This window comes from Salmonella sp. NW38 (genome assembly GCF_051807745.1).
Classification (GTDB): Bacteria; Pseudomonadota; Gammaproteobacteria; order Enterobacterales; family Enterobacteriaceae; genus Salmonella; species Salmonella enterica.
In genome coordinates, this window is sequence record NZ_JAMMTO010000003.1 from 292,919 (window position 1) to 305,195 (window position 12,277).

14 protein-coding genes are annotated in these 12,277 nt (G+C 50.9%); 7 read left to right on the forward strand and 7 right to left on the reverse strand.

Translation table 11 applies throughout. The features are described from left to right. The first annotated feature begins 67 nt into the window (after window positions 1-67). From NA624_RS07675 to NA624_RS07695, 5 genes are all read left to right on the forward strand, one after another. Window positions 68-541, forward strand: a complete 474-nt coding sequence (locus NA624_RS07675; protein ID WP_000505788.1) for a YbjO family protein — start codon at window positions 68-70, stop codon at window positions 539-541. A gap of 42 nt (window positions 542-583) precedes the next feature. Beyond that, window positions 584-1,711, forward strand: coding sequence for a 23S rRNA (uracil(747)-C(5))-methyltransferase RlmC (rlmC, locus tag NA624_RS07680; RefSeq protein WP_001149801.1), 1,128 nt, complete (start codon window positions 584-586; stop codon window positions 1,709-1,711). A 294-nt stretch (window positions 1,712-2,005) separates the two neighbouring features. Further along, window positions 2,006-3,349 (forward strand): PTS sugar transporter subunit IIC, encoded by a 1,344-nt coding sequence (locus tag NA624_RS07685; protein WP_000399320.1) that lies wholly within the window; start codon window positions 2,006-2,008, stop codon window positions 3,347-3,349. 29 nt (window positions 3,350-3,378) lie between these two features. After that, window positions 3,379-3,699 (forward strand): PTS sugar transporter subunit IIB, encoded by a 321-nt coding sequence (locus NA624_RS07690; protein ID WP_000655399.1) that lies wholly within the window; start codon window positions 3,379-3,381, stop codon window positions 3,697-3,699. Window positions 3,700-3,708: 9 nt separating this feature from the next. Further along, window positions 3,709-5,196 carry a sulfatase gene (locus NA624_RS07695; RefSeq protein WP_000644026.1) on the forward strand — a complete coding sequence of 496 codons (1,488 nt, stop codon included), beginning with the start codon at window positions 3,709-3,711 and terminating at the stop codon, window positions 5,194-5,196. A gap of 206 nt (window positions 5,197-5,402) precedes the next feature. Here NA624_RS07695 and artJ read toward each other — a convergent pair whose 3' ends face one another. From artJ to NA624_RS07725, 6 genes are all read right to left on the reverse strand, one after another. Then, entirely contained in the window at window positions 5,403-6,134 is a 732-nt protein-coding gene (artJ, locus tag NA624_RS07700) for an arginine ABC transporter substrate-binding protein ArtJ (protein ID WP_000737537.1), read from the reverse strand. Between the two features lie 236 nt (window positions 6,135-6,370). Next, entirely contained in the window at window positions 6,371-7,039 is a 669-nt protein-coding gene (gene artM, locus NA624_RS07705) for an arginine ABC transporter permease ArtM (protein ID WP_000895393.1), read from the reverse strand. Continuing rightward, the gene (gene artQ / locus NA624_RS07710) at window positions 7,039-7,755 is read right to left on the reverse strand and encodes an arginine ABC transporter permease ArtQ (RefSeq protein WP_001001677.1); all 717 of its coding nucleotides are present in this window, start codon (window positions 7,753-7,755) and stop codon (window positions 7,039-7,041) included. The genes artM and artQ overlap by 1 nt, the downstream gene beginning before the upstream one ends. Before the next feature lie 6 nt (window positions 7,756-7,761). Beyond that, window positions 7,762-8,493 (reverse strand): arginine ABC transporter substrate-binding protein ArtI, encoded by a 732-nt coding sequence (gene artI / locus NA624_RS07715; RefSeq protein WP_000756586.1) that lies wholly within the window; start codon window positions 8,491-8,493, stop codon window positions 7,762-7,764. Window positions 8,494-8,510: 17 nt separating this feature from the next. Next, complete coding sequence (gene artP / locus NA624_RS07720) at window positions 8,511-9,239, reverse strand: arginine ABC transporter ATP-binding protein ArtP (protein ID WP_000027186.1); 729 nt, start codon at window positions 9,237-9,239, stop codon at window positions 8,511-8,513. A gap of 228 nt (window positions 9,240-9,467) precedes the next feature. After that, window positions 9,468-9,983: a lipoprotein gene (locus NA624_RS07725; RefSeq protein ID WP_001270719.1), complete on the reverse strand. Its 516-nt coding sequence runs from the start codon at window positions 9,981-9,983 to the stop codon at window positions 9,468-9,470. 127 nt (window positions 9,984-10,110) lie between these two features. Here NA624_RS07725 and NA624_RS07730 point away from each other — a divergent pair, with 127 nt between their 5' ends. Then, window positions 10,111-10,434: a heavy metal-binding domain-containing protein gene (locus tag NA624_RS07730; protein ID WP_001160725.1), complete on the forward strand. Its 324-nt coding sequence runs from the start codon at window positions 10,111-10,113 to the stop codon at window positions 10,432-10,434. Further along, complete coding sequence (locus tag NA624_RS07735) at window positions 10,431-11,261, forward strand: N-acetylmuramoyl-L-alanine amidase (protein ID WP_001202296.1); 831 nt, start codon at window positions 10,431-10,433, stop codon at window positions 11,259-11,261. Before NA624_RS07730 ends, NA624_RS07735 begins: the two co-directional genes overlap by 4 nt. Here NA624_RS07735 and NA624_RS07740 read toward each other — a convergent pair. Beyond that, on the reverse strand, window positions 11,258-12,271 hold the full coding sequence (locus NA624_RS07740) for an NAD-dependent epimerase/dehydratase family protein (RefSeq protein WP_000866907.1): 1,014 nt from the start codon (window positions 12,269-12,271) through the stop codon (window positions 11,258-11,260). The genes NA624_RS07735 and NA624_RS07740 overlap by 4 nt on opposite strands. Window positions 12,272-12,277 lie beyond the last annotated feature (6 nt).

The window sequence follows — 12,277 nt, forward strand, 5'->3', positions numbered from 1 at the left end:
TAAAATCTTCCACTATGGCAATGCGTTGCCGCGCGGGTCGCGGCATCATTTTCAGGGAAGACATTCATTGGGATTTATAAAGCAATCAACCTCATCACATGCCCGTTTAAATGTGCCTACGCTGGTGCAGGTTGCGGCTATGGCGATTATTTTGATTCGCGGTCTCGATGTGCTGATGATTATGAATACCCTCGGCATACGTGGGATGGGCGAGTTTATTCATCGCAGTGTGCAGACGTGGAGCTTAACCCTGGTCTTTCTGGCAAGCTTAGTGCTGGTCTTTGTTGAAATTTATTGTGCGTTTTCGCTGGTGAAAGGCCGTAGCTGGGCGCGCTGGGTGTACCTGGCGACACAAATTATTGTGAGTGGGTATCTGTGGGCGGCGTCGTTAGGCTACGGGTATCCGGAGTTGTTTAGCATCGCGGGAGAATCGAAGCGTGATATCCTGCATTCCCTGGTCATGCAAAAACTCCCCGATCTTTTAATTCTGTTTCTGCTGTTTATTCCCGCTCCCAGCCGTCGGTTCTTCCGGCTGCAATAATGTGTATAATCGTCGCCCCGGATAATATGAAGGTTTTTTGGTATGCAGTGCGCACTCTATGACGCGGGTCGCTGCCGTTCCTGTCAATGGATTACGCAGTCGGTTAACGAACAACTTTCCGCAAAAACAGCCGATTTACATCGTTTGCTGACCGGGCTGCCTGTTGAACAGTGGTGCGCGCCGATTGGCGGCCCGGAACAGCATTTCCGCAACAAAGCGAAAATGGTCGTGAGCGGTAGTGTAGAAAAACCGCTCTTCGGGATGCTGCATCGCGACGGTACGCCAGTCGATCTTTGCGGCTGCCCGCTGTATCCCGCCTCCTTTGCCCCCGTATTCAGCGCGCTAAAACCTTTTATTGCCCGTGCCGGACTCACGCCTTATAACGTGGCGCGAAAACGTGGCGAACTGAAATACCTGTTGCTGACGGAAAGTCAGTTCGATGGCGGCATGATGCTACGCTTCGTGTTGCGTTCAGAAACCAAACTTACGCAACTTCGCGCAGCGTTACCGTGGCTGCGTGCGCAACTGCCGCAGCTCAGGGTGATCACCGCAAATATTCAGCCGGTACATATGGCGATTATGGAAGGGGAGACGGAAATCTATCTGACGGATCAGCAGGCGCTGGCGGAACGTTTTAACGATGTGCCGCTGTGGATTCGTCCGCAAAGTTTCTTTCAGACCAACCCTACGGTCGCCAGCCGATTATATGCAACGGCGCGCGATTGGGTAGGGCAACTGCCGGTACGCCATATGTGGGATCTTTTTTGCGGAGTGGGCGGATTCGGCCTGCACTGCGCGACGCCGCAGATGCAATTAACCGGTATTGAGATCGCGCCGGAGGCGATTGCCTGCGCGAAGCAATCCGCTGCCGAGCTGGGATTGACCCGCCTTCATTTCCAGGCGTTGGATTCCACCCAATTCGCCACCGCACAAGGCGAAACGCCCGACCTGGTGTTGGTGAATCCTCCCCGCCGTGGCATTGGCAAGCCGTTGTGCGATTACCTTGCACAAATGGCGCCGCGTTTTATTATTTATTCAAGCTGTAACGCGCAGACGATGGCGCAGGATATTCGCCATCTGCCGAACTACCGTATTCAACGTGTTCAGCTTTTCGATATGTTCCCGCATACCGCGCATTATGAAGTGTTAACATTGCTTTGCAGGCTGTAGCGCCAAAAGCTAGACATACAAAATATCTATATTAACTGTCTAATTATCCATAAATAATAATAACCATGATCGATCGATAAAAAACTCCGATCGATCATGGTTATATATTAACCTATTTTTGCAAATCAAATCACAAATAATCACTTTAAATCTTTTAATGACTAATTTTGATTATTACAGTGCGTGTAAGGCAAAATTAGACAAGGTGGTTTATCGGGTAAATTTCAATAGCATCAGCGAAGCAATACGTAACGTCAGTAAAGGGGTCAATCATGACAACGAATAGGCACGCTTATGGAGGGCGTTCAGACGATGTTTGCCAAATTTATAGATGTTATTCAAACGTTTTTAACTGAACCGGCAATATTAATTGGGATATTAGTCGGTGTTGGCTATGCGCTGGATAAAAAGACGCCTATAAAAATTATCACCGGTATGATCAGCGCGATGGTCGGTTTGATGATGGTGTTATTTGGCGGCTTTCAATTTTCAGCCACTTTTAAACCGGTTGCAGAGGCAGTCAGCAAGGCTTATGGCGTGCATGGATACTTAATGGATTCATACGCCATGAAAGCCGCGACGCAAATAGCGCTGGGCGATAATTTCGGCTATGTAGGATACGTTTTTGTACTGGCGTTTTTTACTAACCTGATATTAGTTTTATTTGGTCGTTATACCGGCGCAAAAGGTATATTTCTTACCGGTAATACCGGGGTCTCACATTCACAGGCGGTACTGTGGTTAATTGTCTTCTGGCTGGGGTTCGGTTGGGTACAATCCATTGTGATTGCCGGGGTATTGACCGGGGTTTTTTGGGCGTTTTCAACCACGCTTATTGTTAACCCCATTGCCAAAGTGACCAATAACGCCGGTTTTACCATCGCGCATAACCAGATGTTGGGACTGTGGTTTTTCTCGAAATTCGCGCATAAATTCGGCGATCCGGAAAAGCATGACGCCGAAAACCTGAAACTTCCCGGTTGGTTAGCCATTTTTAACCACAACGTGACGGCAATCGCCATTGTGATGACGCTCTTCGTTGGCGGTTTTTTATTGGCGACAGGGATCGATAACGTACAGTTAATGGCGAAAGGCAAACCCTGGTATATCTATATCATCAATCTGGGCCTGCAATTCTCTATGTATATGGTCATCTTGCTGCAGGGCGTGCGGATGATGGTAGGCGAAATTAACGGTTCGTTTAAAGGATGGCAGGATCGCTTTATTCCTAATGCTATACCGGCTGTGGATGTTGCTGCTTTATTACCTTTTTCGCCGAACGCGGCCACGCTGGGATTCGTCTTTTGTACCTTCGGCACGATTTTTTCCATGGGCATTCTGCTGCTCATCCATAGCCCTATTATGGTATTGCCTGGTTTTGTTCCGCTCTTCTTTTCCGGCGGTCCCATCGGCGTATTAGCCAACCGAATGGGGGGATATCGTTCCGTTATTATTTGTACTTTCCTGTTAGGGATTATTCAGACTTTCGGTACGGTATGGGCCATTCCTTTAACCGGGCTGGCAAAAGAAGGTGTGGGCTGGACGGGAATATTTGACTGGGCGACTCTGTGGCCTGCGATTTGTGAATTACTGAAATTTATTGCTTCAACGTTCCATCTTGGTCCTTATTCCATTTAATTGATTCGGTTTATATAAAGGATTTTATCATGAAAGATTCTGTAAATATTTTATTCGTATGCGGTTATGGTGTAGGCAGTAGCGTAATGTTACAGACTGTGGTTAAAAAAGCGTTAGCAAAATATGACTTCTCTTTTGATATGGAGCATACGGCAGCGGGAGAGGTCGGTGGATTTACCGACTGGGCAGATATTTATGCGATTTCAAAAAAATTGCTTGATGTCGTTAGCCTCGATCCTAAACACGGACAATATCTCATTCCCATTGAAAATATCATGGATGGCGAATCAATAGGTAAACAGATTTACGATGTGGTAGAGAAAAATTTTCCGCACCTGCTCAACAAATGAGGCTGAGTCATGAAAGCGATTATTCTGCTGTTTGACAGTCTGAATAAAAACTATTTGCCGCCCTATGGCGATTTGCTAACGAAAGCGCCTAACTTTCAACGCCTGGCGGCACATGCCGCCACCTTTGACAATAGTTATGTCGGCAGTATGCCCTGTATGCCAGCCCGTCGGGAACTGCACACCGGGCGTTATAATTTCCTGCATCGTGAGTGGGGCCCGCTGGAACCCTTTGATGATTCCATGCCGGAATTATTGAAAAAAGCGGGGATCTACACCCATCTTATCAGCGATCATTTGCATTACTGGGAAGACGGCGGCGGTAACTACCATAACCGCTATAGCTCCTGGGACGTAGTACGCGGTCAGGAGGGCGATCACTGGAAGGCGAGCGTTGGCGAGCCGCCCATTCCGGAAGTATTGCGCGTTCCACAAAAACAAACCGGAGGCGGCGTTTCCGGGCTATGGCGTCACGACTGGGCGAACCGCGAATACATCCAGCAGGAAGCCGATTTTCCCCAGACGAAAGTTTTTGACGCCGGGTGCGATTTTATCCATAAAAATCATGCCGAAGATAACTGGTTATTGCAGGTTGAGACGTTCGATCCGCATGAACCGTTTTATACCACCGAGGAATATTTATCGCTCTATGACGATGAGTGGCAAGGCCCGCATTATGACTGGCCGCGCGGCAAAGTCAGTGAAAGCGAGGAGGCGATAGCGCATATTCGCTGTCGTTATCGGGCCCTGGTTTCCATGTGCGACCGCAATCTGGGACGTATCCTTAATCTGATGGATGAACACGATCTCTGGCGCGATACGATGCTGATTGTCGGTACCGATCACGGCTTCTTGCTGGGGGAGCACGGTTGGTGGGCTAAAAATCAAATGCCCTATTATAACGAGGTGGCGAATAACCCGCTGTTTATCTGGGACCCGCGCAGCGCGGTATGCGGAGCGCGGCGGCAGTCGCTGGTGCAGATGATTGACTGGGCGCCAACGCTACTGGATTATTTTCAGCAACCTATTCCCGCAGATATGCAGGGCCAACCGCTGGCGAAAGTCATTGCCAGTGATGAACCCGTCAGGGAAGGCGCGCTGTTTGGCGTGTTTAGCGGACATGTTAATGTTACCGACGGACGGTATGTTTATATGCGGGCCGCGCAGCCGGGGCGTGAGCATGACATTGCGAACTACACGTTAATGCCGATCAAGATGAATGCGCGTTATGACGTGGATGAACTGGGAAAATTATCTCTGGCGCCTCCGTTTAAATTCACTAAAGGGCTTCAGGTATTACGTATTCCGGCCAGGGAAAAATATAAAGGTGTGAATAGCTTTGGTCATCTCTTGTTTGATCTCAGAGACGATCCGCAGCAGCAACATCCTATTCATGATGAGGCCATCGAAGCAAGGATGATCAACTTACTTATCCGTTTGATGAAAGAAAATGATGCTCCGGCGGAGCAGTATCGCCGTCTGGGTCTGGATGTTATCTAAAAACGTAACAATGTTGTAAGCCGGGTACGCGTCAGCGTCACCCGGCAAGTATTAGTCCGAATCGCCTGTTGATGCAGGCGTTTGAGACTGATGACAAACTGTAGAATGCTCAATGGCGCTGCGCTTATCAGGCCAGGATGATTTCGTGGTCTGAATAAGGTATTTATACTGCCATTTCGCAACACGGTGGGGTAATCACATACGTCTTACTGCGGGAACCACTGATCGCTGATTTTCTGATAAGTGCCGTCCGCTTTAATGGCGGCCAGCGCATCATTCAGTTTTTCCAGCAACGCCTTATTGTCCGGGCGCACCGCGATGCCAAGTCCGGTACCGAAGTATTGCGGATCGGTCACTTTCTCTGTTGCCGGACCCAGTTGCGGATTCGTTTTCAGCCACTCATTGACCACTGCGGTATCGCCAAAGACGCCGTCAATACGGCCATTTTTCAGGTCGATAATCGCATTCTGGTAGCTGTCGTAGGCCACGGTTTTGACCTCCGGATGTTTATCCTGGAGATATTTTTGATGCGTGGTGCCATTTTCCATACCGATACGCTTACCTTTTAGATCGGTAAAGGTTTTATAGGTGTCTTTTTTGGCAATCACCAGCGCGGAGTTCGCATAATAGGGATTGCTAAAGGCGACCTGCTTACTGCGCTCCGGGGTAATGTCCATTCCGGAAATGACGGCATCATATTTTCTGAATTTCAGCGCCGGGATAAGACTATCGAAAGCATGATTGGTAAAAGTACATTCTGCCTGCATTTGCTTGCACAATGCGGTTGCCAGATCGATATCGAAGCCCACAATTTTATTACTCGCATCCAGGGATTCAAACGGGGGATAGGTGGCGGAAACCCCGAAATTGATTTTTTCAGCGGCGATGCTGCCAGTGGCGAAAGAGGCGAGTAATGCGGCCAGAACTAACTTTTTCATGATGTCACTCCCGTAATCTTATGATTATGCGCCGTGTCTGCGGCATAGATTTACAATGCCATTAATTGAATTTGTATGCAATAAAAATGATTAAATATTTTAAAATGGATAAAAAAAGACGGACAAGTTAACCACTTGTCCGTCGGGTTTATTCAATATTATGCATCGTAGGCTTGATAAGCGCAGCGCCATCTGACCATTGTCGAACGGCGGCGAGAATGCCTTATCCTGCCTGGTTAATTGCGCCGCTCAAACGCCAGGGCTTTACGCTCAATCAAACGCATCATCAGCGTCAATAGACCGTTGACGACCAGATAAATTACGCCTGCCGCACCAAATACCATCACATCGTAGGTACGACCATAGAGCAACTGACTGTACCCCATGACCTCCATCAAGGTGATGGTATAGGCCAGAGAGGTACTTTTGAAGACCAGTACTACCTCATTAGAATAGGAGGAGAGGGCGCGTTTAAACGCATAGGGCAACAAAATCGCCAGCGTATCTTTCTTACTCATCCCCAGCGCGCCGCAGGACTGCCACTGACCTTCCGGAATCGCGCGAATCGCGCCATAAAATAGCTGCGTGGTATAAGCGGCGCTGTTTAGCGACAACGCGATCAGTGCGCACAGCCACGGTTCAGACAGTAGATGCCAGAGTAGCGGATACTCTTGCAGTGTCGGGAATTGACCGGGTCCGTAGTAGATCAGGAAAATTTGCACCAACAACGGCGTACCGGTAAACAACGTGATATAGCCGCGTACCAGCCACACCACGAACGGCGTTTTTAGTGTCAGGATAATAGTAAAAACTAACGCCAGCACCAAAGCGACGGCAATAGAAGCCACGGTCAGCGTCAGGCTGGTGTGTAGCCCTTTTAGCAGTTCAGGTAAATACTCAAGCATTAGTCCGGCCTCCGCTCAAAACGTGTCGCGCGCAGGTCTATGCGTTTGAGAATGTACTGACTGATCAGCGTAATGACCAGGTAAATAGCCGCCGCAATAATGTACCAGTTAAACGGTTCCTGGGTGCGTGTGGCAATACTTTTGGTCTGCAACATTAGATCGTTAACGCTGATAAGGCTGACCAGAGCCGTATCTTTTAGCAACACCAGCCACTGATTACCCAGCCCTGGCAGAGCGTGACGCCACATCTGCGGCATCACCAGACGGAAAAAAATCGCCGTCTTTGATAATCCCAGTGCCTGACCCGACTCCCACTGACCAGACGGAACGGCTTTCAGCGCGCCGCGTAGCGTCTGCGACGCATAGGCCGCATACAGCAGGGACAACGCAATCACGCCGCACAGGAACGGACTGACGTCAAAGTTCTCAATCTCCATTTGCACCGGGATCTGCGTAAAGCCGAGATGGAGGGTAAACCCGTCAGACAGCGTAAGCAGGAGTTGCGAGGAGCCGAAATAGATAAACAGCACCACCAGAATTTCCGGCAGGCCGCGCAAAATAGTGACCAGCGCGGAGCCTATCCAGGCAATCGGGCGCCATTTTACGGACTCCCAGACGGCAAAGAACATGGCTAACGCGAGGCCAATGATCAGCGCACAGACGGCAAGGCCGACGGTCATCCCGGCGGCGCTTGCTAAAGGAAAAAATTCGTTCATCAAAGATTACTTCTGGAACCATTTGTTATAGATGGTCTCGTAAGTCCCATCTTTCTTCACTTTTTCCAGCGCAGTATTGAATTTCTGCTGCAGCTCGGTGTTGCCCTGACGTACCGCGATACCCAGGCCGGTGCCGAAATAATCTTTATCGGTGACTTTATCGCCGACCGGCGCCAGCTTAGGATTGGCTTTCAGCCATTCGGTCACGACCGCCGTGTCGCCGAAAACAGCGTCGATACGGCCATTTTGTAGATCCAGCTTCGCGTTCTGATAGCTGTCATACGGTACGGTGGTGATTTCCGGATGCTTATCCATGATGAATTTCTGGTGCGTCGTACCGTTCTGTACGCCGACTTTCTTGCCTTTCAGTTGATCGACGCTGGTGTATTTGCCCTGCTGACCCACGAACAGCGCGGAGTTGTCGTAATATGGCGTGGTAAACAGCACCTGCTTTTCACGTTCCGGCGTGATATCCATTCCCGCCATTACAGCGTCGAAGCGGCGGAATTTCAGGCTGGGGATCAGGCTGTCGAACGCCTGATTGGTAAAGGTACAGGAGGCGTCGATCTCTTTACATAGCGCGTTGGCCAGGTCGACGTCAAAGCCGACAATCTTGTTATTAGCATCCATCGATTCGAACGGCGGATAGGACGCTTCGGTCGCAAAACGAATGGTCTGGGCTGCTGTAGCGGAAAGGCTAAAGCCTGCAATTAGCGCGGCAATCAGAACTTTTTTCATTGTCATTGTCCCGAATCTTAGTGAGAGAGATAGTTTTTGAACGCTTCGGTCTGAGGGTGGGCAAAGCAACCCGCATCACCGTGCTCGACGATGTGACCATTTTCCATATAAATCACACGACTGGCGGTCTTACGCGCCACTTCGACTTCATGCGTAACGATCACCTGAGTAATGTTCGTTTCCGCCAGCTCATGAATAATGCTGACGATTTGAGCGGTAATTTCCGGGTCCAGCGCGGCGGTCGGTTCATCAAACAGCAGCACCTGCGGCTCCATCATCAGCGCGCGGGCAATCGCGACGCGCTGCTGCTGACCGCCGGAAAGATGCAACGGATAACGATCGCTATAGGGCTTCAGACGTAAACGCTCCAGCAGCTTTTCTGCGCGCGCCAGCGCCTGATCTTTTGTCAGACCCAGTACGCGGCAGGGCGCTTCAATCAGATTCTGCACAACGGTGAGATGCGGCCAAAGATTATATTGCTGAAAGACCATTCCGACATTTTGACGTAGCTCACGAATCGCCTTATCGGACGGCGTTTTCGTAAAATCAAAATGGTTCCCGGCGATAGTCAGAGTGCCGGAGCGCGGCATCTCAAGCAGATTGAGTACACGCAGCAGCGAACTTTTACCCGCCCCGCTTGGGCCAAGCAACACCAGCGTTTCGCCTTCGGGGCAATCCAGCGTGATATCGAACAGCGCCTGATGCGCGCCGTAAAAGCAATTAATGCCGTTTAATTGAATACTCATTGACACTCGTATACAGGCAGTCTGATAGCTATTGAAGCCGCAGATAGTACCTTTCGCAGAATAGTTATGCAATATTTATGCGTTAAAAGTTAAATATATCCCACATTCTTCCCTAAACATAGCACAAAATAGCAGGAGGAATAGTAGGTAAGAAGAATTGTCGGCATCCCGGGCAGAATGCCAGACAATTTACGGGGTTATGGGTGCAAAAGCGGGGAATACTGGCTGTTAACGATTTTCTATCGACTGGCGCAGCGTACCGGCAGGGGCATGGACATCTCCGCCCAGATAGCGAACGTCGTCAATCACCCAGCATGAGCCTTCGTGAATCATAAGGACCTCATCCTGCCAGCTTTGATCGCCCTGTTTTAACGCCACCCGCAGAGGAATATTGCGCGCATCTCGGTTCGGAATGGTTGATGCGCTGGCGACGCTGGCGCTATCCGGCAGCGTAGCGCGGCTGGAGAACAGATCGCCGCTCATCAACTGACGGTGCTCCGTATCGCGGCTGGCGTCGGTCAACAATTTCGCCAGGTTATCACTCAAGTAGGGGCGAAGCGCGGCGATATCATTGCTGTGGTGTTGAATACGGTAGTCGTAAAATTGTTGAGCCACGCTGTCCGGGCCGCCTTCCACACACGCGCCGATATGCGGGCCATTATCTTTGTAGGCGGGAGTGACGGTCGTACAGGCGCTAAGCAGAAGCGCGCACGGGATGAGCAAAGAGAGTTTAGAATAGCGCATGATGATTTCCTTATAGGCGATCGAGCAAAAACCGATCTACGATAATCAATTATATCCTTTCAATGATAGCGTATCAGCTTGATAATGCGTTTGAGATCGTGTGCTTAGCTAACCTGGGAGATTCACTATGCAGTTTTCAACAACCCCAACGCTGGAAGGACAAAGCATCGTGGAGTATTGCGGTGTGGTAACGGGCGAAGCCATTTTAGGCGCCAATATTTTCCGCGATTTTTTCGCCGGCATTCGGGATATCGTCGGCGGACGTTCCGGCGCGTATGAGAAAGAGCTGCGTAAAGCGCGTGAAATCGCTTTTCAGGAACTTGGCGAGCAGGCTAAAGCGTTGGGCGCCGATGCGGTGGTAGGCATCGATATTGATTACGAAACTGTCGGCAAGGATGGCAGTATGCTGATGGTCAGCGTCAGCGGAACGGCGGTGAAAACGCGCCGATGAGAGCGCTACTGTGGCTGGTGGGTCTCGCGTTGCTGTTAACAGGCTGCGCGAGCGAAAAAGGAATTATCGATAAAGAGGGATATCAGCTTGATACCCGACATCGGGCGCAGGCGGCCTATCCGCGCATTAAAGTCCTGGTGATTCACTATACGGCGGAAAACTTTGACGTTTCGCTGGCGACGTTAACGGGTCGCAACGTCAGTTCGCATTACCTGATTCCCGCAACCCCGCCATTATATGGCGGTAAACCGCGCATCTGGCAACTGGTGCCGGAACAGGATCAGGCCTGGCATGCGGGCGTCAGTTTCTGGCGAGGCGCCACGCGTCTCAATGATACGTCTATTGGCATTGAGCTGGAAAATCGCGGCTGGCGAATGTCCGGCGGGGTGAAATCTTTCGCGCCGTTTGAATCCGCGCAAATTCAGGCATTGATTCCGTTAGCGAAGGACATTATCGCGCGCTATGACATCAAACCGCAGAATGTGGTGGCCCATGCGGATATCGCGCCGCAGCGTAAAGACGATCCCGGCCCGCGCTTCCCGTGGCGCGAGCTGGCGGCGCAGGGGATTGGCGCCTGGCCTGACGCCCAGCGTGTAGCGTTTTATCTGGCTGGACGCGCGCCGTATACGCCAGTCGATACCGCAACGGTGCTTGCGTTACTCTCGCGCTATGGTTATGAAGTCAAAGCCGATATGACGACACGCGAGCAGCAGCGGGTGATTATGGCGTTCCAGATGCACTTCCGTCCGGCGCAATGGAACGGTATCGCAGATGCCGAAACGCAGGCGATTGCCGAAGCATTACTGGAGAAGTACGGCCAGGATTAACGCGGTAAATTTCCGTGATCGCGTAGCCAGGCGGCGGTGCGTTCAATGCCTTCGTCCAGCGTGACGATGGGCTGGTAGCCCAGCTCTTCCTGCGCGCGAGTCGTATCGAGCGTAAAATCAAAATTCAGTTTTGACACGCCGTAATGCGTTAGCGGGGGCTCTTTGGCGGATTTTTTGCCGAAGCGCTCCATACTGCGGGCGATCATATCCAGCATCGGGTAAGGCACAGAGCGAATGCGGCAGTCGATAGTCAGTTCATCTATTAACTTTTGTACGATGCTGCGTAAGGTGCGGTTTTCGCCGTTAGTGATGTTATAAGCGCGGCCAGAAGGCAGATGATCGCAGCCCGGCTGGCTGGCCAGCCACATGGCGTGGATCGCATTTTCATAGTAGGTCATATCGACCAGCGCGCTGCCCCCGTGCGGTAATAAGACGCTACCGTAATGGTGCATCATATGCGCCAGACGTGGGATAAATACTTTATCGTGCGGGCCAAACAGGCTTTGCGGACGCAACACCGTAAAACGTGTTTGCGGATTGGCCTGCGCCAGCAGATTAATCACCTCTTCGCCGGCGGCTTTACTGCGGGCGAACTCATTGGCAAACCGATGCGGACGGAAATCCTCTTTGATATCACGGTGGTGGTGGTAATCAAAATAGAGTGAGGGAGAGGAGATATGAATAAAATTGCGCACGCCCCAGGCGACCGCCCATTCTCCCAGACGGCGGGTGGCGCGAACATTCGCCAGATCGAAAGCTTGTTGGGTTCCCCAGGGCGAGGTAAAGCTGGAGCAGTGCCACAACGTGTCGATCCCGGCGAGCATCACTTTAGCCTGCGAGGAGACCAGTTCGGTTAAATCCGCATGGACGAATTCCGCGCCCATTTTTTCAAGCAGCTTGCCCATCGCTTCATTGCGACCCGTCGCTCTGACGCTGATGCCTTTATTGCGCAAAAATTCAACCGCGTTTCGACCTAAGCCGCTGGTGGCGCCGGTAACCAGTACCTTCATATCAAT

Coding starts and splice junctions, on each gene's coding strand:
- NA624_RS07725 (WP_001270719.1), bottom strand. CDS start 9,983: ATGCGCTATTCTAAACTCTCTTTGCTCATCCCGTGCGCGCTTCTGCTT.
- artI (WP_000756586.1), bottom strand. CDS start 8,493: ATGAAAAAAGTTCTGATTGCCGCGCTAATTGCAGGCTTTAGCCTTTCC.
- artJ (WP_000737537.1), bottom strand. CDS start 6,134: ATGAAAAAGTTAGTTCTGGCCGCATTACTCGCCTCTTTCGCCACTGGC.
- artQ (WP_001001677.1), bottom strand. CDS start 7,755: ATGAACGAATTTTTTCCTTTAGCAAGCGCCGCCGGGATGACCGTCGGC.
- artP (WP_000027186.1), bottom strand. CDS start 9,239: ATGAGTATTCAATTAAACGGCATTAATTGCTTTTACGGCGCGCATCAG.
- artM (WP_000895393.1), bottom strand. CDS start 7,039: ATGCTTGAGTATTTACCTGAACTGCTAAAAGGGCTACACACCAGCCTG.
- NA624_RS07695 (WP_000644026.1), top strand. CDS start 3,709: ATGAAAGCGATTATTCTGCTGTTTGACAGTCTGAATAAAAACTATTTG.
- NA624_RS07685 (WP_000399320.1), top strand. CDS start 2,006: ATGGAGGGCGTTCAGACGATGTTTGCCAAATTTATAGATGTTATTCAA.
- NA624_RS07735 (WP_001202296.1), top strand. CDS start 10,431: ATGAGAGCGCTACTGTGGCTGGTGGGTCTCGCGTTGCTGTTAACAGGC.
- NA624_RS07740 (WP_000866907.1), bottom strand. CDS start 12,271: ATGAAGGTACTGGTTACCGGCGCCACCAGCGGCTTAGGTCGAAACGCG.
- NA624_RS07690 (WP_000655399.1), top strand. CDS start 3,379: ATGAAAGATTCTGTAAATATTTTATTCGTATGCGGTTATGGTGTAGGC.
- NA624_RS07730 (WP_001160725.1), top strand. CDS start 10,111: ATGCAGTTTTCAACAACCCCAACGCTGGAAGGACAAAGCATCGTGGAG.
- rlmC (WP_001149801.1), top strand. CDS start 584: ATGCAGTGCGCACTCTATGACGCGGGTCGCTGCCGTTCCTGTCAATGG.